General features: G+C 68.4%; 23 protein-coding genes, 2 tRNA genes and 1 riboswitch. Of the genes, 10 read left to right on the top strand and 15 right to left on the bottom strand.

What is annotated here, in order from left to right; translation table 11 throughout:
* Positions 1 to 8: 8 nt before the first annotated feature.
* Entirely contained in the window at positions 9 to 494 is a 486-nt protein-coding gene (gene def / locus EJK15_RS49575) for a peptide deformylase (protein WP_138717439.1), read from the bottom strand.
* A 90-nt stretch (positions 495 to 584) separates the two neighbouring features.
* On the opposite strand from def, the gene EJK15_RS49570 reads away from it, so the two are divergent.
* Positions 585 to 1,052: a ribose-5-phosphate isomerase gene (locus tag EJK15_RS49570; RefSeq protein ID WP_138717438.1), complete on the top strand. Its 468-nt coding sequence runs from the start codon at positions 585 to 587 to the stop codon at positions 1,050 to 1,052.
* Here the strand turns inward: EJK15_RS49570 and EJK15_RS71530 are convergent, their stop codons facing one another.
* Both EJK15_RS71530 and EJK15_RS49565 read right to left on the bottom strand, forming a co-directional pair.
* Complete coding sequence (locus tag EJK15_RS71530) at positions 1,053 to 1,205, bottom strand: hypothetical protein (protein WP_171074983.1); 153 nt, start codon at positions 1,203 to 1,205, stop codon at positions 1,053 to 1,055.
* A gap of 15 nt (positions 1,206 to 1,220) precedes the next feature.
* Positions 1,221 to 2,447 (bottom strand): GNAT family N-acetyltransferase, encoded by a 1,227-nt coding sequence (locus EJK15_RS49565; protein ID WP_138717437.1) that lies wholly within the window; start codon positions 2,445 to 2,447, stop codon positions 1,221 to 1,223.
* Positions 2,448 to 2,565: 118 nt separating this feature from the next.
* Here EJK15_RS49565 and EJK15_RS49560 point away from each other — a divergent pair, with 118 nt between their 5' ends.
* The gene (locus tag EJK15_RS49560; protein WP_138717436.1) at positions 2,566 to 3,681 is read left to right on the top strand and encodes a PP2C family protein-serine/threonine phosphatase; all 1,116 of its coding nucleotides are present in this window, start codon (positions 2,566 to 2,568) and stop codon (positions 3,679 to 3,681) included.
* 133 nt (positions 3,682 to 3,814) lie between these two features.
* On the opposite strand, the gene EJK15_RS49555 is transcribed toward EJK15_RS49560, so the two are convergent.
* Complete coding sequence (locus EJK15_RS49555; RefSeq protein WP_138717435.1) at positions 3,815 to 4,411, bottom strand: response regulator transcription factor; 597 nt, start codon at positions 4,409 to 4,411, stop codon at positions 3,815 to 3,817.
* A gap of 146 nt (positions 4,412 to 4,557) precedes the next feature.
* Between EJK15_RS49555 and EJK15_RS49550 the strand changes: the two genes are divergently transcribed.
* Together EJK15_RS49550 and EJK15_RS49545 are read left to right on the top strand one after the other, a co-directional pair.
* Positions 4,558 to 5,862, top strand: a complete 1,305-nt coding sequence (locus tag EJK15_RS49550) for a M50 family metallopeptidase (protein WP_138717434.1) — start codon at positions 4,558 to 4,560, stop codon at positions 5,860 to 5,862.
* A gap of 5 nt (positions 5,863 to 5,867) precedes the next feature.
* On the top strand, positions 5,868 to 6,218 hold the full coding sequence (locus EJK15_RS49545) for an MmcQ/YjbR family DNA-binding protein (RefSeq protein ID WP_138717433.1): 351 nt from the start codon (positions 5,868 to 5,870) through the stop codon (positions 6,216 to 6,218).
* Between the two features lie 9 nt (positions 6,219 to 6,227).
* Here the strand turns inward: EJK15_RS49545 and EJK15_RS49540 are convergent, their stop codons facing one another.
* Entirely contained in the window at positions 6,228 to 6,884 is a 657-nt protein-coding gene (locus EJK15_RS49540; RefSeq protein WP_138717432.1) for a hypothetical protein, read from the bottom strand.
* Positions 6,885 to 7,395: 511 nt separating this feature from the next.
* Between EJK15_RS49540 and EJK15_RS49535 the strand changes: the two genes are divergently transcribed.
* From EJK15_RS49535 to EJK15_RS49520, 4 genes are read left to right on the top strand one after another with little or no spacing between them, the layout of a single operon-like run.
* Positions 7,396 to 8,316 carry an ABC transporter ATP-binding protein gene (locus tag EJK15_RS49535; RefSeq protein ID WP_138717431.1) on the top strand — a complete coding sequence of 307 codons (921 nt, stop codon included), beginning with the start codon at positions 7,396 to 7,398 and terminating at the stop codon, positions 8,314 to 8,316.
* Positions 8,317 to 8,344: 28 nt separating this feature from the next.
* Positions 8,345 to 9,130 (top strand): ABC transporter permease, encoded by a 786-nt coding sequence (locus EJK15_RS49530; RefSeq protein ID WP_138717430.1) that lies wholly within the window; start codon positions 8,345 to 8,347, stop codon positions 9,128 to 9,130.
* Between the two features lie 35 nt (positions 9,131 to 9,165).
* Positions 9,166 to 10,446: a sensor histidine kinase gene (locus EJK15_RS49525; RefSeq protein ID WP_138717429.1), complete on the top strand. Its 1,281-nt coding sequence runs from the start codon at positions 9,166 to 9,168 to the stop codon at positions 10,444 to 10,446.
* Positions 10,443 to 11,120, top strand: a complete 678-nt coding sequence (locus EJK15_RS49520; protein ID WP_138717428.1) for a response regulator transcription factor — start codon at positions 10,443 to 10,445, stop codon at positions 11,118 to 11,120. Before EJK15_RS49525 ends, EJK15_RS49520 begins: the two co-directional genes overlap by 4 nt.
* 293 nt (positions 11,121 to 11,413) lie before the next feature.
* On the opposite strand, the gene EJK15_RS49515 is transcribed toward EJK15_RS49520, so the two are convergent.
* From EJK15_RS49515 to EJK15_RS49505, 3 genes are all read right to left on the bottom strand, one after another.
* Positions 11,414 to 12,370, bottom strand: a complete 957-nt coding sequence (locus tag EJK15_RS49515; protein WP_138717427.1) for a coiled-coil domain-containing protein — start codon at positions 12,368 to 12,370, stop codon at positions 11,414 to 11,416.
* A gap of 5 nt (positions 12,371 to 12,375) precedes the next feature.
* Positions 12,376 to 12,514: riboswitch (cyclic di-AMP (ydaO/yuaA leader) on the bottom strand.
* Positions 12,515 to 12,581: 67 nt separating this feature from the next.
* Positions 12,582 to 13,661 carry a galactose-1-phosphate uridylyltransferase gene (galT, locus tag EJK15_RS49510; protein WP_138717426.1) on the bottom strand — a complete coding sequence of 360 codons (1,080 nt, stop codon included), beginning with the start codon at positions 13,659 to 13,661 and terminating at the stop codon, positions 12,582 to 12,584.
* Complete coding sequence (locus tag EJK15_RS49505) at positions 13,658 to 14,437, bottom strand: DeoR/GlpR family DNA-binding transcription regulator (RefSeq protein WP_138717425.1); 780 nt, start codon at positions 14,435 to 14,437, stop codon at positions 13,658 to 13,660. The genes galT and EJK15_RS49505 overlap by 4 nt, the downstream gene beginning before the upstream one ends.
* Here EJK15_RS49505 and EJK15_RS78485 point away from each other — a divergent pair.
* On the top strand, positions 14,331 to 14,660 hold the full coding sequence (locus tag EJK15_RS78485; RefSeq protein WP_476739204.1) for a 50S ribosomal protein bL37: 330 nt from the start codon (positions 14,331 to 14,333) through the stop codon (positions 14,658 to 14,660). The two genes, EJK15_RS49505 and EJK15_RS78485, sit on opposite strands and share 107 nt — an antisense overlap.
* A gap of 34 nt (positions 14,661 to 14,694) precedes the next feature.
* Here EJK15_RS78485 and EJK15_RS49495 read toward each other — a convergent pair whose 3' ends face one another.
* The 4 genes from EJK15_RS49495 to EJK15_RS49480 form a co-directional block, all read right to left on the bottom strand.
* The gene (locus tag EJK15_RS49495; RefSeq protein WP_171074982.1) at positions 14,695 to 16,005 is read right to left on the bottom strand and encodes a TrpB-like pyridoxal phosphate-dependent enzyme; all 1,311 of its coding nucleotides are present in this window, start codon (positions 16,003 to 16,005) and stop codon (positions 14,695 to 14,697) included.
* Between the two features lie 183 nt (positions 16,006 to 16,188).
* The gene (locus tag EJK15_RS49490) at positions 16,189 to 16,818 is read right to left on the bottom strand and encodes a nucleoside/nucleotide kinase family protein (protein ID WP_138717422.1); all 630 of its coding nucleotides are present in this window, start codon (positions 16,816 to 16,818) and stop codon (positions 16,189 to 16,191) included.
* A gap of 43 nt (positions 16,819 to 16,861) precedes the next feature.
* Positions 16,862 to 17,431, bottom strand: a complete 570-nt coding sequence (locus EJK15_RS49485; RefSeq protein WP_138717421.1) for a chloramphenicol phosphotransferase CPT family protein — start codon at positions 17,429 to 17,431, stop codon at positions 16,862 to 16,864.
* Positions 17,432 to 17,683: 252 nt separating this feature from the next.
* A tRNA-Gly gene (locus EJK15_RS49480) sits at positions 17,684 to 17,757 on the bottom strand.
* A gap of 89 nt (positions 17,758 to 17,846) precedes the next feature.
* Here EJK15_RS49480 and EJK15_RS49475 point away from each other — a divergent pair.
* Positions 17,847 to 17,923: transfer RNA gene (locus EJK15_RS49475), tRNA-Pro, on the top strand.
* A 74-nt stretch (positions 17,924 to 17,997) separates the two neighbouring features.
* Here the strand turns inward: EJK15_RS49475 and EJK15_RS75380 are convergent.
* The 3 genes from EJK15_RS75380 to EJK15_RS49460 all read right to left on the bottom strand — a co-directional run.
* Complete coding sequence (locus EJK15_RS75380) at positions 17,998 to 19,176, bottom strand: site-specific integrase (RefSeq protein ID WP_138717420.1); 1,179 nt, start codon at positions 19,174 to 19,176, stop codon at positions 17,998 to 18,000.
* Positions 19,176 to 19,391, bottom strand: coding sequence for a helix-turn-helix domain-containing protein (locus tag EJK15_RS49465; RefSeq protein WP_138717419.1), 216 nt, complete (start codon positions 19,389 to 19,391; stop codon positions 19,176 to 19,178). The genes EJK15_RS75380 and EJK15_RS49465 overlap by 1 nt, the downstream gene beginning before the upstream one ends.
* Before the next feature lie 30 nt (positions 19,392 to 19,421).
* On the bottom strand, positions 19,422 to 20,605 hold a 1,184-nt coding region (locus EJK15_RS49460; RefSeq protein WP_206061585.1), incomplete at its 5' end, for a replication initiator.

The following is a 20,605-nucleotide window of genomic DNA, read 5'->3' as shown; positions in this document are numbered from 1 at the left end:
GGCCCAACCTATGCCTGGAGCATGATCTTGCGAGCTTCGTTCTTGGGGAGGCGGTCGACGTACAGCTTGCCGTCGAGGTGCTCGGTCTCGTGCTGGAAGCAGCGCGCCAGCGATCCGCGGGCCTTGATCCGCATCGGCCGCTGGAGCCGGTCCAGCCCCTCGACGGTCACGCCCGCGGCCCGCCCGACCGGGGCGTAGATCGGCAGGCGCGTCCGGCGGTCGGGCACCGACAGGCAGCCTTCCTCGTCGAGCACCTCCTCGGGGTCGTCGACCGTGAGGACCGGATTGATCAGGTGGCCCTTGCGCCCGCTGATGTCGTACACGAACAGCCGCCGCGACACACCGATCTGCGGGCCGGCCAGGCCCACGCCGTTGACCGCGTACATCGCCTGGAACATCTCCTCGATCAGGCGCCGCAGCTCGCGGTCGAAGTCCGTCACCGGCTCGGCGGGCGTGCGCAGGACCGGATCGCCGATGACACGGATCTCTCGCATGGATCTCAGCTTTCGTAAGGACTAGACAACGGATCAGGTCCTTACTCTAGCCAGCGAGCCCCAACGCCGGGGCTGTGGAAGACTGGGCGGGTGCGTGTCTACATCGGTGCCGACCATGCCGGCTATGAGCTCAAGAACCACCTCGTGTCCTGGCTGAAGGATCACGGGCACGAAGTGACCGACTGCGGTCCCTTCGTCTACGACGCCGAGGACGACTATCCCGCGTTCGTCCTGCGCGCCGCCGAGGGCGTCGCCGGCGACCCCGGCAGCCTCGGGGTGGTGATCGGCGGCTCGGGCAACGGCGAGCAGATCGCCGCCAACAAGGTGCGCGGCATCCGCGCGGCCCTGGCCTGGAGCGAGGAGACCGCCGGCCTGGCCCGCGAGCACAACAACGCCAACGTGATCAGCGTCGGCGCGCGCATGCACTCCACCGAGGACGCCACCAGGTTCGTGGAGGTCTTCCTGACCACGTCGTTCTCCGGCAGCGAGCGGCACAGCAGGCGGATCGCCCAGCTGACCTCCTACGAGACCATCGGCCAGCTTCCCTCGCTGCCGTAACTACCCCTGGCCCTTGCGCTTGGAGTCGCGCCTGGGCGTCTCGTCACGCAGAGGTCGCCGGTCGGCGGCCTCCTGCTGCTCCTTCGACGGTCTCGACACGTCGCGGGCACGCATGGCGATGGTCGCGGTGATCTGCAGGCTTTGCAATGCCATGCCCTCAACGGTATGTCAGAAGACCCGCCCCGCCCACGGTTTGGGACTCCACGACATGGCGGCGGCCAGCGCGCGCACCGCGCCGGGCCGGTGCTCGTGCAGCAGCCCCGCGCCGAGCTGCTCGGAGAGCTGCCCGTCACCCATGTACGCCGACCCGAGCGCGCGCACCGGCACCGTCATGTCCGGCTCGTCGTCCACCGGCTTGCACTCGGCGCCCGTCGCGTCCGCGGTGAGCCGCCAGCGGCGGGCGTTCCACGGGCACACGTCGTCCTCGACCTCGATCACCAGGTCCACCGGCGCGGCGTAGGCGCGGGCGGCCAGCGCCCGGTCCACCTCGACCAGGCGTACCCACAGCTCGTCGGACCAGCTCGCGCGCACCTGCCGCTGGTCGGCCAGCAACGCGATCAGCGGGTCGTCCACCGGCCTGTGTGCCCGCACCGTGGTGACCAGGTCGCGGTCGAGCACGCTCCGCCACAGCAGCGCGTAGGCCGCCGGGTCGGCCGCCTCCAGCTCATGCAGCATCAGCTCCCCGTTGGGCATGTCGTTCGCGTCCCAGGAGCCCTTGATCCGGAACAACGCATACCCGCGCACGCCACGGTCGTCCTCGGCCAGCACCGAGCGCAGCGAGCCCGCCCCCTGCTGGTCGCACTCCTCGTCCGCCAGCGTGCTGTCCCAGAACGGCCCGTTGCGCTCGTAGCGTCCCGGGCGCGCCGTCACCACCGACGCGAACAGCTTCTCCAGGTCGGCGCGCACGTCGGCGGGCCTGGCCACCCTGAGCCTGAGGGACGGGTCGACCGGCGCGTTCTCGACGAACGCCGAGCCGTGCTTGTGGATGTGGAACGACAGACTGCTGGAGGCCCTGCCGTACCCGAACCTGCCGTAGATCACCGACTCGGAGGCGTACAGCGCGGCCACCGATTCGCCGCGCTCGCGGACGTCGGCGAGCTGCCTGCGCATCATCGTGGACAGCACGCCGCGGCGACGGTGCGAGGGCAGCACGCTGACCGCGGTGATCCCGCCGGCGGGCAGCTGCCCGCCGGGAACCGTCATCGTGAAGCTGTAGACGGAGGTGACCCCCGCCATGACATCGCCGTCGAAGACGGCGAGCGTACGGTCGAACTCCAGTTCGGCCTTGAATCTTTCGGCCTGCGTGGGATGCGGCGTCCAGCCGAACCCTTCATTGAGAACCCCGGAGAACACTGGCCACTCGGACTCGTCGATCGGACGGATCGGATACGTCATCCGTCCACGGTAAGAGCGGGTAAAGGGGGAGGGCCACTCAATATCCGTCCTTAATGATCAAGGGCTTGGTCAAGTGGGCTGCCCAAACACGGGTCAGACCGATACAGTCAGGCGCATCATGAGTTCCCGTCCGGCGCCGCTGATCCCGCCACGGGTACGCGCGGTCTTGGTGCGGGTGCCCTTCCTCGTGTCCACTGTCCGATTCTTCCGCCGAGGGCCGCTGGCCCGCGACCGCAACCTGCTCATCGGCCTGACCGGGCTCTCGCTCATCATCGGGCTGCTGGCCGCCAAGGTCTCGACCGAGTGGTTCTCGCCGTCGCTGCTCATCCTGGTCACCCTGATCGGCGGGCTGCAGCTACGGCTGCGCAGCCTGGTCAAGCTGCTCGTGGCGGTGGGCGCCGCGCTCGGCTACATCGCGATCTCGCTCGGTGTGGGCCGCGTCGGGCTGGGGCTCACCGTGACGATCGCGTTCACCACCGTGCTCGCCGTTCTCATGGCCCGCACCCGGGGCAAGCTCGGTGTGCAGGGGCTCCGCGGCGACGCGATGCTGCTGGAGCTGCGCGACCGGCTCAAGAGCCAGGGTGAGCTGCCCGCGCTGCCCAAGGACTGGGGCGCCAAGGTGGTGCTCAAGCAGGCCGGCGGGTCCTCGTTCGGCGGCGACTTCCTCGTCTCCATGCGCGACGGTGACACCGTCGACATCGCCCTGGTCGACGTGTCGGGCAAGGGCGTCGACGCGGGCACCAGGGCGCTGCTGCTGTCCGGCACGTTCGGCGGGCTGCTCGGCGCGGTCGACGACTTCCTGCCCGCCTGCAACGCCTACCTGCACCGCCAGCGGGGCGACGAGGGGTTCGTGACCGCGGTGCACGCACGCCTCGACCTGGCCACCGGCGACTACACGATCACCTCGGCCGGTCATCCTCCGGTGGTGAAGTTCGACGCCGGCACCGGCAGCTGGCAGGTCGCCTCGGCCAAGGGCGTGGTGCTCGGCGTGGTGCCCGACCTGCACTGCGAGCCCGACAGCGGCACCCTGCGCAGGGGCGACGCGCTGCTGCTCTATACCGACGGGCTGATCGAGCAGCCGGGCCGCGACATCGACGCCGGTCTCGACCGGCTGCTGGGCGAGGCGGAGCGGCTGCTGCCCTCCGGATTCCGCGACGGCGCCAGGGCGCTGGTCAACGCCATGGCCTCCGGTCACAACGACGACTGCGCGCTGGTGCTGATCTGGCGCCCGTAAACCCACATGCTGACGTTTCACACGGGTCAGGTCGTGATGACGGTCACTGGCAAAGGGCGTCGCCCGGCTGAAATCCTCTAGATGTTCGGGGCCCCGGCGGTGCGGCGCGGCTCTACCGGAGCCCCGTCTCGTGTCACAGCCAGCCGAAGTCGCTCGCTATCCGCACGGCGTCGAGCCGGTTGCGCGCACCCGTCTTGCACATGATCCGCGACAGATGGTTGCGTACGGTGCCGACCGACAGGAAGAGCTGATCGGCGATCTCCGTCGACCGCGCCCCGCCCGCCGCGATCCGCAGCACCTCGAGCTCCCGCCTGGTCAGCGGGTTGGTCGCGCACTGGAGCGCGGCCACCGCCAGCTCCGCCTCGACCACCTGGCGGCCCGCCGCCACCAGGCGCACCCCCTCGGCCAGCCGCTCCGGCGCCACGCACAGCGTCATGAACCCCAGCGCCGGCCCCGCCAGGGCCTTGCGCACCTGCCCGGGATCGGGCCTGGCCGACAGGATCAGCGTCCCGCACGGCGGCACCCGCTCCGCCAGTTCGGCGACCACGGGCAGCCCCGGTAGATCGAGGTTCACCACCGCCACGTCGGGCTCGCTGGACAGCGCCGCCTGCGCCACCTCCTCCGCGCATCCGACCTCGGCGACCACCCGCAGGTCGGGCTCGGCGCCGAGGGTGGCGAGCAGGCCGCGGCGCACCAAGGGCAGGTGCTCGGCAATCAGTATTTTGATCAAGACGTCCCCCTCCGTCGTCTCCCAGGGTGATCGTGTGATCGCACACTGTCAATGCCTGCCAAAGGCCCGGCAAGCCCGTGAGGTCCGGCGAGTTCGACTACCCTGGGGCTGTCGGCACCGTCCGCCTTGCCCTGGAGCGCGCATCGATGAACTGGCTCTATCTGGTGGGGATCCTCATCTTCCTGATCGGGTTGATGGTCTCCGTCGCTTTGCACGAGGTCGGCCATCTCGTGCCCGCCAAGATCTTCGGCGTCAAGGTGACCCAATACATGGTCGGCTTCGGCTCGACCGCGTGGTCGCGGCGCAAGGGCGAGACCGAATACGGCATCAAGTGGATCCCGCTCGGCGGCTACATCCGCATGATCGGCATGCTGCCGCCGCGTCCCGGTGACGACCCCACCAAGGTCAGGAGCACGGCGACGGGGCCGTTCCAGGGCCTCATCGAGTCCGCCCGCGACGCCGCGCAGGAAGAGGTGCGGCCGGGCGACGAGGACCGGGTGTTCTACCGGAAGAAGTGGTGGCAGAAGGTCATCATCATGACCGGCGGCCCGGCGATGAACTTCGTGCTCGCGTTCGTCTTCTTCAGCATTCTGCTGGTCGGCATCGGCCTGCCCACCTGGGCCCCGATCGTGTCGCCCGAGACCAACACGTGCGTGATCCCGATCGCCGAGCAGCGCAGCACGTGCACGGCCGCCGACAAGCCCACGCCCGCCGCCCAGGCGGGCATGAAGCCCGGCGACCGCATGGTCTCCTTCGACGGCCAGAAGATCAATTCGTGGGAGGACGCCACGCGCCTGATCCGCTCCCACGGCGCCGGTCCGGTACAGCTCGGCATCGTCCGCGACGGCAAGCCGATGACGCTCCCCGTCACGCTCATCGCCCAGGACCGCCCCAACCTCCAGGACCCGGAGAAGATCGACAAGAACGTCGGCTTCCTCGGCGTCCTGCCCACGGAGGTCATGGAGCAGCAGAGCATGGGCCAGGTCGTCGGCTACATGGGCGAGCTGTCGGCCCGCGTGGCCGGCTCGCTGCTCAACCTGCCGGAGAAGATGGTCGGCGTCTGGCACGCGGCCTTCTCGGGCGAGGAGCGCGACCCCGAAGGCCCGGTCGGTGTGGTGGGGGCGGGTCGCCTGGGCGGCGAGATCATCGCCTCCGACCTGACCAACGAGAAGAAGCTCGCCATCTTCGTCAATCTGCTGGCCGGCTTCAACCTGGCGATCGGCATGTTCAACCTGATCCCGCTGCTGCCGCTCGACGGCGGCCACATCGCGGGGGGCCTGTGGGAGGGCCTCAAGCGGGCGTACGCCAAGATCATGCGGCGACCCGAGCCGGGATACGTGGACATCGCCAAGGTGCTGCCGCTGACGTACGCGATCGCGATCGTGATGATCGTCATGGCCGGCCTGCTCATCTACGCGGACCTGGTCAACCCGCTCACCCTGACCGGCTGACCACCGTGGACGCCCTCGACCGGCTGCGCGAGCTGTGCCTGGCCCTGCCCGAGACCACCGAGCGCCTGAGCCACGGTGAGCCGACGTGGTTCGTCAGGGGCAAGAAGACGTTCGTGACGTTCGCCGACCACCACCACGACGACCGGCTGGCGTTCTGGTGCGCGGCGCCGCCGGGGGCGCAGGAGGAGCTCGTGTCGGAGGACCCCGAGCGCTTCTTCCGGCCGCCGTACGTGGGGCACCGGGGATGGCTCGGGGTCTACCTGGACGTGGAGGTGGACTGGGCGGAGGTGGCCGAGATCGTCGCCGACGCCTACCGGCAGATCGCCCCGAAGTCACTCATCGACCGCATGTCCTGAGCCCGTCGTTCACGCCACCTTGGAGTCCGGGGCCTTCCAGGTGTTGCAGGCGCGGGGCCCGCCCGCCTTGTGGCCCTGCTCGAACCAGTAGCGCTCGTTGCCCTTCAGCATCGACCTCAGGCCCTTGGCGGGGCGCCCGAGCGCCTTGGCCGCCGCGCCCGCCAGGCAGTCCTGCTGGTACGCGTACCGGCGCTGCTGCTCCTCGAGCACCTTCTCGTCCCCGCCGTAGTCCAGCGTCTTCGCCGCCGTGGCGATGCCGGCCTCGGCCAGGACCACCTCGCCGTAGACGGAGGCCATCGCGTGGAAGACGGGCAGCTCGTTCCTGGTCTTCACCCAGTCGTCGGCCAGCCCGACGTAGATCCCGTCAGCGGTGATGAACGGCCAGGACTTGTACTTCTTCTTGCCGTCCGCCTCGTAGTGGATCTCGACCTTGACCGCGTCCTTGCGCCAGGCCTTGCCCAGGCAGCCGACCAGGGTCCGGATGTACTTCTCGGTGGCGGCCCTGCTCGTGCCCTTCTTCGGCGTGCACGACGTCTTGGCGAGCTTGCCCGCCTTGTAGAGGTCGTTGCTGGTCAGCTCGGGGACGCCCTTGATGGGGTCGGCGGCGGCCGCACCGGAGAAGATCGCCAGTCCTGCCGCCGCGCCCGCTAATACTCGAATGATCACGAGCGGATCTTAGGGCCATTCCGGCGGGCGCTGCGCCCTCCTGCGACCTTTCCCGGTTTACTGGCGGAGAGTCTTTTTCAGAGTGTGTGAATAGCAGCCGTCATGGTGGGCCTGGTGCAGCTGAACGTGCCGGAGGTGGCATGTTGTCAGCCGCCGTCGCCTGCGAGGCGTGCGAGGGTGGAAGCGACGTCGTCGACGGTGCCATAGCGACCTAACGCGGTCACGCCGCTGAACATCGGGCCTGCGGCCCGTCGGCCCGATTCGCGTGGCTGTCGATGGTCTGTTTCGAGGTGCGATTGCGTCCGCGGAGCGACCGGTCCTGCCACTTTCTCATGTTCCCCGTCCGGGTGGCGATCCACCGATCGGTGGATCGCCACCACCGCTCGGTTGAGTCGACGCCTCCACCGTTCGGCAGCCAGGTCCCGTCTACTGGTCGGTGTTGGAAGAAGTGCTGGTCGTAGCAGGCTGAATGCGCCAATCGCCGATGGGCCAAGCCCGAAAGGACGCGCGCATGCCACCAGTGATCGAGGTACGCAACCTCCACAAGCGCTATGAGGACAAGGTCGCGGTCGATGATGTCTCGCTCACCGTCCAGGAGGGTGAGATCTTTGGCATCCTCGGCCCGAACGGCGCCGGCAAGACGACGACCGTGGAGTGCGTCGAGGGCCTCCGCACGCCGGATCGCGGTGAGATCAGGGTGCTCGGGCTCGACCCCCTCCGGGACCGCGCCGAGCTGACCCGGCGGCTCGGCGTCCAGTTGCAGGCCGGCCACCTCCCCGAGCGGCTACAGGTCGCCGAGGCCCTGGAGCTCTACAGCTCCTTCTACCCCGAGCCCGCCGACTGGCGCGCGCTGCTGGACGGCCTCGGCCTGGCGGACAAGGCGAAGACCAGGTACGCCAAGCTGTCCGGCGGCCAGAAACAACGGCTCTCGATCGCACTGGCGCTCATCGGCAGCCCCCGGGTGGCGATCCTCGACGAGCTCACCACCGGTCTCGACCCGCAGGCCCGGCGCGACACCTGGGACCTGATCGAGGGCGTGCGATCTCGTGGGGTGACGATCGTGCTGGTCACCCACTTCATGGAGGAGGCCGAGCGGCTGTGCGACCGGCTCGCGCTGATCGACGCCGGCCGCGTCGTCATGGTGGACACCCCGACCGGTCTGACCGAGCGGGCGCGCATCGAGCAGCGGATCCAGTTCCGCCCGTCCAGGCCGCTGGACGACCGCCTGCTGACGAGCCTGCCCGACGTCTCCGGCGTCACCCGCCGGGGCGAGCTGGTCATCGTCAGCGGCAACGACAACGCGCTCAACGCCGTCACCACCGTGCTGGCCCGCCACCAGGTCGTGGCCGAACAGCTGCGCGTCGAGCAGGCAAGCTTGGAGGACGCGTTCGTCCAGCTGACCGGCAAGCGCCTCGAACCCGGCCCCCGGTAACACATCACAGAGAGAGGACCTCATACCCATGTCAGCCCTGCGCGCCGCCGCACCCCCCGTCACCGCCGAGCGAGGTTCCGCGACGTGGCGGCTCATCAAGGCCGAGAGCACGTTGTGCGTCCGAGACAAGGTCGGCCCGCTCTGGGGTATCGGCTTCCCGCTGGTCCTGTTGATCGTCCTCGGCAGCGTCTCCGATCTGCGGGAGCCCGTGGAGGCCGGCGGCGGCCTGACGTACTTCGACCTCTACGTCCCTGTTCTGATCCTGTTCAATTTGGCCATCCTGGCCACGGCCTCCCTGCCGACCACGCTAGCGGGATACCGGGAGAACGGCGTGCTGCGGCGCATGCGGACCACGCCGGTCGGTCCGGCCCGCGTGCTCGCCGCCCAGCTCGTGGCCAACTTCGCCATCGCGGTCGTCGCGATGGTCCTGTTCATCGCGGTGGCCGGGTTCGGCTTCGGCGTCGACCTGCCGAAGCACCCTCTCGGTTTCGCCCTCGCCTGGCTGCTCGCGGCGGCCGCGCTGCTCGCGCTCGGCCTGCTGATCACCGCGCTCGCGCCGGGACGCGCGGCGGCCACGGCGATCGGTACCGTGCTGTTCTTCCCGCTGATGTTCTTCGCCGGACTCTGGGTGCCGATCTCGCAGATGCCGCCGCTGCTGCGGAACATCGCCCACTACACCCCGCTCGGCGCGGGCATGGGGGCGTTCCAGGACGCGTACCTGGGTCAATTTCCGTCCGCCGTGCCGCTGTTGACCCTGGCGGCCTATGCGGTGGTGTGCACGTTCGTCGCGGTCCGCTGGTTCCGCTGGGAATAGACGCTGAGAATAGAATCCCGCGGGGAGAGGGAGTTTTGAGCAGGAAGACTTCGCAACAGCCGCCGTTCCTTCTGGTCAACGTGGTGCCGTGCGCGCTGCTGGCGCTCCTCGTCGCGATCCTGTTGCTCGTGGAGGACTGGGCGGGCGGCTCCTTGCTCATCGACCTCGGCCTGTGCGGGCTGGCGGCCGCGTGGATGCTCGGCATGTTCACCCTGCGTCCCGGCTGGTGGGACCGGCCACGGATCATGGGGGTGTTCGTCGCGGGGCTGCTCGTGATCACCGCGGTCCTGGTGGCCCGTCACCCCGTTTTCGGGCTCTTCACCCCTGCCGCCTACATCTACTCCTTCACGGTCTTGCGCTGGCCCTGGCGGCTGCTGGGCGTGGCCGCCACGGCGGTCCTGGCCGGTACGGCGCAGGCGTCCGGCGTCCCCAAGACAGACGCGCTCGGCCTGACGATGCACGTGACCATCGTCGCCTTCAACATCGCCATGATGTGCGTCTGCGCCTGGGTCCTGCGGCTCGCCGAGAAGGAGGAGGAGCGGCGCGAGCAGACCCTCGAAGAGCTGAGCCGGACGAACCGGCTGCTGGAGGCGTCGCTCGCCGAGAACGCCGGCCTGCATGCCCAGCTGCTCGTCCAGGCCAGGGAGGCGGGCGTGCTCGACGAGCGCCAGCGGATGGCCCGCGAGATCCACGACACCCTGGCCCAAGGGCTCACCGGCATCATCGCGCAACTCCAGGCGGCCGAGCAGATGCACGAGGTCCCGGCGCCGTGGCGCCGGCCCTTCGACGCCGTCAAGAACCTGGCGAGGGAGAGCCTGGCCGAGGCGCGGCGCTCGGTCGACGCGCTCCGGCCCGAGCCGCTGCAGACCGCGCGCCTGAGCGACGCGCTTGCCGACGTCGCCGACCGGTGGTCGAAGCTGCACGGGCTCGCCGTTCATGTCACGACGACCGGCACGGTGCGGCCGATGACACCGGAGGCCGAGTCCGCGCTGCTGCGCACGGCACAGGAGGCATTGGCCAACGCAGCCAAGCACGCGGACGCGACCAGGGTCGGGGTGACACTGTCCTACCTGGAGCGCGAGGTCGCGTTGGACGTACGTGACGACGGCAAGGGCTTTGATCCTGCAGGTCTCGAAGCCGGCACAGCCACAAACGGCGGGTCACGGCCGCCGTCCCGCGGCGGCGGACTCGGCCTGACCATCATGCGTCAGCGCGTCGAAGGACTGTCCGGCACTTTGCAGATCGAGTCCGAGCCCGGCGCCGGCACCGGGATCTCGGCCTGCATTCCCACCCTGCCGGCCAGGAGCCACGCATGACCGATCACGCGGCCGAGCCGGCAGCCGGGACCCCGATCCGGTTGGTGATCGCGGACGACCATCCCGTCGTCAGGGATGGGCTGAGCAGCATGTTCGCCTCCGCGCCAGGATTCGAGGTGCTGGGCGAGGCCGCGGACGGCGCCGCAGCCGTACGACTCGCCCAGGAGCTCCGGCCCGACGTGATCCTTATGGACCTGCGCATGCCGGGCATGGACGGGCTGACCGCGATCAACGAGCTGACCAGGCTCGGCGTCACCGCGCGCGTGCTGGTGCTGACGACCTACGACACCGATACCCACGTCCTTCCGGCGATCGAGGCGGGTGCGACCGGCTACCTGCTCAAGGACTCTCCCCGGGAGGACCTGCTGCGAGGTGCGCGGGCCGCCGCCAAGGGCGAGAGCGTGCTGTCCCCTTCGGTGGCGGCACGGCTGATGAACCGGGTCAGGACACCCGCGCCGCAACTGCTCAGCCAGCGTGAGCTCGAGGTCCTCGAACTCGTGGCGGCAGGGAACACCAACCGTGAGGCGGCCACTCGGCTGTTCATCACCGAGGCCACGGTCAAGAGCCACCTGCTGAACATCTACGCCAAGCTCGGGGTGAACGACCGCGCCGCCGCCGTCACCGAGGCGTTCAACCGAGGTCTGCTCGTCCCACGAACGACTGAACAGTCCTGACCCTTTAGCTTGTCAGCCAGCATTGCCTCGAACACGGCCTCTGCCGGGCGCAAGGGCACCACACCATCGGCCAGAACCAGATGAGCGGGCCCCCTCCACAGCCACCCTTTTCACCCGGACACCCCCTCGCATCTGATGCGAGAAGGTGTCCGGGGAACAAAAGAAAAGCAGCTCAGGGAGCCCCCGGCGACATGACGAGATCAGCAAGCCGAAGCCTCAAGGCCAGGGCTACTGCCAGTACAAACGCCATCTCAACTTGTGGATGTACATCACCAGATGCAATATCCCTAGTTTTAGTTCATCGAGATGTGTACGTGGTCGAAGTGGTTCTCAGTGATGCTGCCGCGGTCCGACATGGAGCGCCAGCCCGACCCCTGGTTGATGCGCTGCTTCCAGATCACGTATTTGACGCCGAGCTTGTCCTTGTTCTTGATCGCCCAGTCCGCGATCCGGTCGCCCAGGGCGAGGTTCGCGGCGGAGGGCATCGACCCGCCGGTGCTCATCATGAAGTCGCAGGCCCGCCCGAGCGGGTGCTCGCCGCCGGAGCCCGCGCGGAAGCAGCCCACCTCGTGCGGCAGCGCGAAGTTCTTTCGTACCTGCTCGCGCATGATCCGTGTACGGGAGGTGATGTTGTCCGCGCCCGAGGGCAGTTCGGGGGCCCAGCTGCCGTCGGAGTTGCGGCCGGTGCCGAAAGGCACGAGCTCCTGGAGCTTGTCCTTGATGTCGTCGATGACGTCCTCGGCCTCGTCGCGCTGGCCGGCCACCTCGGCCGTGTCCTCGCGGATGTCGGCCGCGAGCGCGGCGGCCTCCTCGGCGGCCTTCTTCTTGGCGTCGCGCGCCTTGGCCACGCCCTGCACGATCGCCTGCTGCTCGGCGGTCACCTGCTCGAGCACGGCGGCGCTGCCGCCTTGCCCGGGCAGAATGAAACCGGGCACCGGGAGGTTGCCGTTCTGGTAGCGCAATCGGGCGATCTCGGCGACCCGCCGCTCTGCCGTGGCCAGCGTCTCCTCCGCGGTGGCGAGGCGATCCTTGGCCGTCTTGGCGGCCTCCTGCGCCTTGGCCAGCTCGACCCGCTTGAGGTTGTACTGCTCGATGAGCTTGTCGACCTTGGTGTTGAGCTGCTTGAGCTGGGTACGGAGCTCGGACTCCGTCGGTTTGGGGGCGGCCGACGCCGAGGTCGCCGGGAAGAAGGCGATGGCGGTGGCGGTGATGAGGCCGATGGCAAGAGTCGCGGGGGACGAAGCCGCCACGTAGGTGTTCCTCTCCCTCTGCCGGCCGGGTTAGCTGACGGGTTCGGGCATGGGAGTGCGCCCTACCACCGAAGTGGATTCACCCCAAGTGCGATGGGTCCCCGGCTCCTGGGCAACTCGCCCGGGATTAGGCATGCGACAGCCGTTACGGCCGGTGCATAAGGGATATTAGTGGTAGATCGCGAGTCATGCGACCTTAAGTAGAAATCTATTAGTGATCTACTTGTGATCGAAGTATGAGCGCGGCCTCCTCCGGCAGTACGTCGTTGACGAAGGCGCCCATCGCCGACTCCGACCCCGCCAGGTACTTCAGCTTCCCGGGCGCCCGCCTGATGCTGAACAGCTCCAGGTGCAGGTACGCCAGCTCGCGGTCCTGCCGAACGGGCGCCTGGTGCCAGGCCGCGATGTACGGCATCACGACCCCGAACAGCCCGTCGAACGCCCGCAGCACCGAGGTGTAGAGCGGCGCGAACGCGGCCCGCTCCGCCTCCGTCAGCGCCGCCAGGTCGGGCACCTGCCGGTGCGGATAGACGTGCACCTCGAACGGCCAGCGCGCGGCGGCCGGCACGAACGCCGTCCACAGCTCGTTGGCGGCCACCACCCGCGTACCGGCGGCGCGCTCGGCGGCCAGCACGTCGGCGAACAGGTTCCCCGGGCCCTTGTGGCGGGCGGCGGCACCGAGCTGGAGCCTGGTCCTGGGCGTGACGTACGGGTAGGCGTAGATCTGCCCGTGCGGATGCGCGAGCGTGATGCCGATCTCGGAGCCCCGGTTCTCGAAGCAGAACACCTGCTCCACGCCCTCGATCGCGGACAGCTCGGCCGTGCGGTCGGCCCACGCCTCCATGACCAGCTCGACCTGGGCGTCGGAGAGCTGGGAGAACGAGGAGGAGTGGTCGGAGGTAAAGCAGACCACCTCGCACCGCCCCACGCCCGGACGGACCTCACTCAGCCCACCTGGATCCTGATAAGTCCCAAAATTTCCGGAAAAAGAGGGGAAGCGGTTCTCGAACACCACCACGTCGTAGTCGTACGCCGGGACCTCCGACGACCGCGCGTCCGACGACGGGCACAGCGGGCACTCGGCCGCGCTGCCCGTCGGCTGGAACGTCCGCGTCTGCCGGTGCCCCGCCATCGCGATCCACTCCTCCGTCAGCGGGTCGTAGCGCAGCTCGGAGGCCACCGGCCGGGGGTCGAGCGTTCGCCGGTCGATCGCGCTCCGGTCGGCGTCGTCCCGCTGGTCGAAGTAGATCAGCTCTCGGCCGTCGGCCAGGTGGGTGATGGTGCGCTTCAAAACGAGCCCTCCGCGATGATCAGTTCTCCGGCCCTTTCGGCCAGCTCGGTACGTGCGTCCTCGGGCAGCCCCGCGTCGCTGATGACCACGTCGGCCTCGGTCAGCTCGGCGATGGTGCTGATGCCGACCGTGTTCCACTTGGTGTGGTCGGCGGGGATGACCAGCCGGTGCGCGGCCGTCACCAGCTCCCTGTCGGTCTCGGACTCGAGCAGGTTGGGCGTGGTGAACCCGGCGCGGACGCTCATCCCGTGCACGCCGAGGAAGAGCGTGTCCACGTGCAGGCGGCGGATCGCGGCCACGGCCACCGGGCCCACCAAGGCGTCCGAAGGCGTGCGTACGCCGCCGGTCAGCACGACCGTGCGGTCGGCGCGCGGATTGCGGTGGAAGACGTCGGCGACGGGGATGGAGTTCGTGATCACGGTGAGCTCCGGCACGCCGATCAGGTGGTGCGCCAGCGCCCAGGTGGTGGTTCCCGCGGACAGCGCCACGGCGGTGCCGGGCCGCACGAGCTGGGCGGCGCGCCGGGCGATGGCCTCTTTCTCCTGCTGCTGGCGGGCGGACTTGGCGGCGAAGCCCGGCTCCTCGGTCGAGCCGGGGCCGAGGGCGGTCGCGCCGCCGTGCACCTTCTCCAGCAGCCCGCGCTCGGCCAGCACCTCGAGGTCGCGGCGGATGGTCATGTCGGAGACGCCGAGCTCGCGGACGAGGTCGGCGACGCGGACGCCGCCGTTGCTGCGCACACGTTCGAGGATCGCCTGCTGCCGCTGCTGTGCGAGCACGCCCACTCCTTCCAACAGATTCCACCAAATTATGACACGGATATGTTGGGGGAATGTTAGTTCGCGTGGAGCGCTTGCCTGGTCGGCGCGGGCGAGAGACGGTGAGGGATCATGTGGTAGTTACCCGATCACCGGAGGCGAGCTTATGGCCAGGCGCGCGCGCAAGGGCAAGGCACGCAGGAAGAAGAAGGCGAACCACGGCAAGCGGCCCACCGCACGCTGACAGGTGGCCGCCGATCAGGCGGCCACCTTCGCCTTCATCCCGGCAATTCGGTGAGCGCCTGGTCGATGCGGTCCTGCGGAAGCGCGAAGTCCTCCAGCTGACCGGCCAGATAACGATCGTAGGCGCCGAGGTCGAAGTGCCCGTGGCCGCAGAGCGCCGTGAGGATGACCTTCTCCTCGCCGCTCTCCTTGCAGCGCAGCGCCTCGGCGACGACCTCGGCGAGCGCGTGCGTGGGCTCGGGGGCGGGCAGGATGCCCTCCGTCCTGGCGAAGCGGACGCCGGCCTCGAAGCACTCGTTCTGCGACCGGGTGACGGCCTCGAACAGGCCCAGCTCGTACATGTGGGACAGCAGCGGCGACATGCCGTGGTAGCGCAGCCCGCCCGCGTGGATCGGGTCCGGGACGAACGCGTGCCCGAGCGTGTGCATCTTCAGCAGCGGCGTGAGCCCGGCGGTGTCGCCGAAGTCGTAGGCGTAGACGCCGCGGGTGAACGACGGGCAGGCGGCGGGCTCGACCGCGCGGAACACCGTCTCGATGCGGCCGGCCAGCTTCTCGCGCAGGAACGGGAAGGTCAGGCCGGCGAAGTTCGAGCCGCCTCCCGTGCAGCCGACGATCAGGTCGGGCATCTCGGGAAGCTGTTCGATCGCCTCCTCGCCGATCACGGTCTGGTGCATGAGCACGTGGTTGAGCACCGACCCGAGCGCGTAGCGGGCGTCCGGCGTCGCGGCGGCTACCTCGACGGCCTCGCTGATCGCGATGCCCAGGCTGCCCGGCGAGCCGGGGTGCTCGGCCAGCACCTTGCTGCCCGCGCCCGTCACGGGGGAGGGGCTGGCGTGCACGGTGGCGCCGTACACCTGCATGAGCGAGCGCCGGTACGGTTTCTGGTCGTACGAAGCGCGGACCATCCAGATCTGGCATTCGAGGTCGAACTGGGCGCAGGCGAACGCCAGGGCCGATCCCCACTGGCCGGCGCCGGTCTCCGTGGTGAGCAGTCGCACGCCCTCTCGCGCGTTGTAGTACGCCTGCGGCACGGCCGTGTTCGGCTTGTGCGACCCGGCGGGTGAGGTGCCCTCGTACTTGTAGTAGATCCTGGCCGGCGTGTCGAGCGCCTTCTCCAGCCGCCGCGCCCGGATCAGCGGCGTAGGCCGCCAGAGCCGGTAGACGTCGAGCACCTCCTGAGGGATCGGGACGAACCGCTCCCCGCTCACCTCCTGGCCGATCAGCTCCATGGGGAAGAGCGGAGCCAGGTCGTCCGGTCCTATGGGCTGCCGCGTGCCGGGATGCAGCGGCGGGGGCGGCGGCGCGGGTAGATCAGGAACGACGTTGTACCAGTTGCTGGGGATCATCGCCCCAGTCTGAACCGATCGGGCGCCGCGTTTCCAGTACTCCCGGTACGGCATGCGTGGCCACCGCCTTCATGGCGGACCTGTGGACCGAGTACCTCGGCACGCTCAACGCTGACCTGGCCACGTACCTCGAATCCCTGCGCCCGCGCTACCGGACGGGGATCGTGAGCAACAGCTGCTCGCTCACTGCCCCACCAGCACCGCGAGCCGATGGGGGTGATCGGCCCTGACCACCACGTCGGCCACCTGCTGTGGCCGCGCCTCCCGTTCGTACCGCTCGTACGCGGGCAGCCGCCACCGCTCCTCCTCGGGCGTCCCGCGCTCGAGAGCCCGCGCCGACAACCACACGTGCACGCTCACCTCGAACGCCAGCCCTCGCCCCAGCAGCAGCGTCCCGTCCACCAGCAGCACCCCGCCCTGGGGCAGTTCCTGGTACGGCGCCCGATATGCCCGATCGACCTGGCTGTCCCACAGCGCCGGCAACACCCGCCCCGACCCGCCCGCGTCCAGCGGCTCGAGCACCTCCCTCCGCAGCGCCTTCACGTCGAGCCAGTCCTCGTAGAAGGCGTCGGGATCGATCCTGCCGTGCTCCAGCCGCAGCGACGCGGGCCGCAGGAAGTCACCCGCCGACACCCGCAACACGGGCCGCCCGCGCAGCCGCAGCGGCGCGACGAGCTCGTCGGCCAGCGTCTCGGGCCGCGCGACGGGCGCCCCGTCGACGGCCACCCGCACCCATTCCTGCCGTGGCCGCCTGGACACCAGCTCGGCCAGCTCTTCGACGAGGACGTCACGGGAGATCGGTCGCGCACGCATCGGCACCAGCTTACGAGCGCCGCCGGAAGCGGTCGTCGCGCAGTCATACCAGTGCGCGCCGCGTGCCCCTCGACCGCCAGGCGCCCAGCACCGATTCGACCAACGGCGCCGAAACCCCGGCACTGGTGTCCACCTCGTAGTCGTACGGCCCGAAGGTGTGGATGCCATCGGTCTCCACGTGACTCCGGCCCTCCCCGGCGCGACGATCCCCTCGCTCCCGCTCTCTCCGGTCGATCTCCGCAAGGTCGCAATGCACGCCGACGAGAAACACGTCAAAGCCCTCCAGCAGCCGGGCCAGACAGTGCCGCCACGCCCGGAACTCGATGACATGTTCCACGATCAAATCGTTGCCCGCACCGGCCAGAGCAGGCAGGCACCGATGAAAGCCATCGAAGAACCTGGGCCGCATCCCGTTCCACCACGCGAAGGGCCCTTCGCCGTCACGCCGCTCGGGCAGCATCCCGCTCGCCACGAACTGGTCGGAGGCCACGTACAGGAAAGGCTCGTCGAGCGCGCGCTGAAGAGCTTTGGCCAGCGTCGACTTCCCGGAACTCGACGCTCCGTTCAAGAGGATGACGCGCCCCGGACCTCGCCGCGGCGGAATGGGTTCCATGTCCGCACCCTGCCAGCCCCGGGAGGCGCCACGAACCCACCCACGAGCTCGCGCCGCTCATCCCCGTCCCCGCCGGAGGCGCTTCCGCAGAACAGACTCCAGAGGCTGATGCTCATCACGAACAAGGCGACTCCACCGAGGGCTGCGGACGCGGCTCGGCGCGTGTCCGCTGACTGGTACGAACCCGTTGCAAACGTCGGCAACAACAAGGCCCAGGCTCGGGATCATCTCCCTGACCTGGGCCTTAGCGCTTGGAGCGGACGACGGGAATCGAACCCGCGTAGCTAGTTTGGAAGACTAGGGCTCTACCATTGAGCTACGTCCGCGCGAACCGGTCGAACTCTGGTCTAGACTTCATCCGGTCGTCAGGGCGTAAGCGTACCGGAGTCCCGGAGCGTATGCGCACTCGGCGAAACGGGGCGTGGCGCAGCTTGGCAGCGCGCTTGCTTTGGGAGCAAGAAGTCGCAGGTTCAAATCCTGTCGCCCCGACCAGCACGACCAGCAAGAAGGCCACTCCCGATCTTTGGGGGTGGCCTTCTGCGTGACAAAGTGAGTGACAAGTGACGTCACTGCGGGGGGTCTGAGCTGCCGAAGATGCGGTCCATCGCGAGAGCTCCGGACTGTACGACGGGTCGGATCTGCTTGCGGTAGACGAGCTCGGTTACGGCCGTGCTGCTATGACCGACCAACCGGGAGATCTCTTCGAGTGGGAGCCCGCTGTCAGAGAGAAGCGACACGAAACTGTGCCGGAGCTCTCGAGGTGTCCATTCCTTGGGGTCGATACCCTTGGCCTTCTTGATCACATTACGGAAGGCACGGCGGACGTTGGAGGCGTCCAGTTCGGTACCGACCTCTGAAGGGAAGACCAATCCGGCTTCCTTCCATGAAGTTCCTTGCGTTTGCTGCTGTCGCGCCTGGTGGTCCTTGAGGACCTGGACGCATCGCGTGGGGAGCGCGAGAGTTCGTCGGGACTTCCGGGTTTTAGTGTCCCCTCCTACACGTACAGAACGCCACACCGCCATGTACGGCGGAATCGGTGGGTTTGCCTGTGGATCTCCGTCTAGGTCCACGTGATCCCACGTAAGTGCCCGTAGTTCCTCCGTACGAGCGCCAGTGAGCAGGGATAGGACGATGTAGGCGTGCATCCGGGTTCCCTCTGCCGCCCGGAGTACAGCGTCAGCCTGAGCGAAGGTCAACGCCTTGGATGGGCGTCCCGCTATGCCTGTAGGGACGCTGCACAGCTCGACGACGTTTCGCTTGACCTTGTCTCGTGCCATGGCTCGCTTGACGGCCCGGTTCAGACACGAGTGCATGATCTGCAATGTCCTGGTGCTCAACGTGACGGCCTTGGCGGCGAGCCACCTGTCTACGTCCTCCACGGACAGTTCATTTCGGCGCTCAGGATCTCGAAACTTCCGTTTGCCCAGAGCAGGGATGACGTGAGTGCGACAGATGTTCGTGTAGAGCTTGATCGTGTCCTCGTCGCGTCCACTGAGCCCGTAGGACAGCCAGTCATTCACAGCTCGTTCCACGGTGTAGTCGCTGGGAGCGATCGCAAGGCCGTCCTCGTGATCGCGTAGAACCTCCTTGAGTTTGGTCTTGGCTTCGGTCTTGGTTCGTCCGGCGGCTTTGCGGGTGATGCGTCGGCCTGCCGGGGTGTAGCCGATAGTGATTTCGGCGATCCATCGCTGGCGGGTTTCGCTCCAGTACAGCCCACCGTCGCCGTGTGCACGTTGCTTAGGCATCAGGCCGCCTGCGCTTCCTGCTCCAGGAGCTTGATGTACTCGGCGATGGCGTCGGCCGGGACGCGTCGGGCACGTCCGGCCTTGACGGTGCGCAGGCGTCCGGCGCGGATCTCTTGGTAGAGGTAACGCCGGGACAGGCGCAGGACGGCGCCAGTTTCGTTGACGTCGTAGAGCGCTTGGCCCGGGTAGTGGACGGTCTTGCCGTTGGTGAGCATGGTGGTAGTCCGTTCGCGTTCTGAGGTTGGTCAGGCGGCGAGCGGTGTGGACGAACTGCGTACCTGTTCGTAGGCGAGTTCTTCGCGTCCTGCTCGGATGCGTTCGCGGGCTTGTGCCGCTGCCGTGTTGGCGAGAAGTTGGTCACCGGTGGTATGCCAGCCGGTGCCTGCGTAGGTGAGGAACCCGATGACGAGGGTGATTTCCTCGGTTTTGGTGTCAAGGTTTGCTTGACGGTGGAATCGCGTTGTTTCGGGGTGTCCCTCTGGCCTTAGGTGGCCGTCGTTGAGGGCTTGTGCGCGTCTGTAGGCGGCTCGTTCTTCGCGGATGGAACCGAAAGTAATCGAGTAACGGCGGGCTTTAGTGAGGAAGTGTCCGCCAAAGCCGAGCATATGGGCCCACCTGCGCAATCCGGCCCATTCGGGTGCTTGGCCAAGAGTCCAGGCGGCAGCAATGAGACGTTCGGGGTGAGTGCCGTGGGGGTTGGCGTACAGGTCGATGGTGTCGGAGGTGAGTCGCCGGGAGGTGTGACCGGTGGCTTCGGTGCCTTTGGTGGAGTACTTGGCAAGGTAGGCGGCCACGGCCTGGTCGTCGAGGGCGTCGCCGGAGGCCGACAGGGTGATGGGTCGGATCTCATGTTGGTCGCCCCACACGATGGGCCAGCCGTCGAGACGAGTGGGGTGGGAGTCGGTGGTGTAGGCGATGGTGGCGGCGGCCAAGGTGACGGCGGCGATGACGTCGTCGGCGGTGATGCCGTCTGGGGGTGCGGTGATGGCGTCGGGGTTGTCGGGGTCGATGCCATCGAGGCGGAGCAGGATGTGGAAGTGGACCGCGCCGCGTGCTTGGTATTCGGCGGCTTTGCCGTGGGAGAGCCGGATTTTGGGCAGGCCGCGTTGCCGAGCGAGTTGGTTGAGATGGCGTTCGGCGTGTTGTTTGGTGCGGCGCCAGAGTTCTCCGACGTGGTTGTTCCAGACAACGTGATGGGCGTGGTCGTAGCAGTCGGCGCAGAGGGGCCGGCCAAGCTGCTCGTCACCGGCGGCATGGCGTTGCCAGCAGACCAGCGGGGTTCCGTGAGGACAGGTCGAGGCGTCGCGACGGGCGTGGCAGGGGGCCGCTCGGCAGGTGCAGCGGGTTTTGTCGCGGCAGGTGCAGTGGCGCACGTCGCGGGTGTGGACGAGGCCGAAGGAGGGGGCGGTGCTGGCTCTTATACACATCT

The organism is Nonomuraea basaltis (assembly GCF_005893125.1).
Lineage (GTDB): Bacteria > Actinomycetota > Actinomycetes > Streptosporangiales > Streptosporangiaceae > Nonomuraea > Nonomuraea basaltis.
Note: the sequence above shows the minus strand (reverse complement) of the source record. Positions and strands in the feature narration are given on the sequence as shown.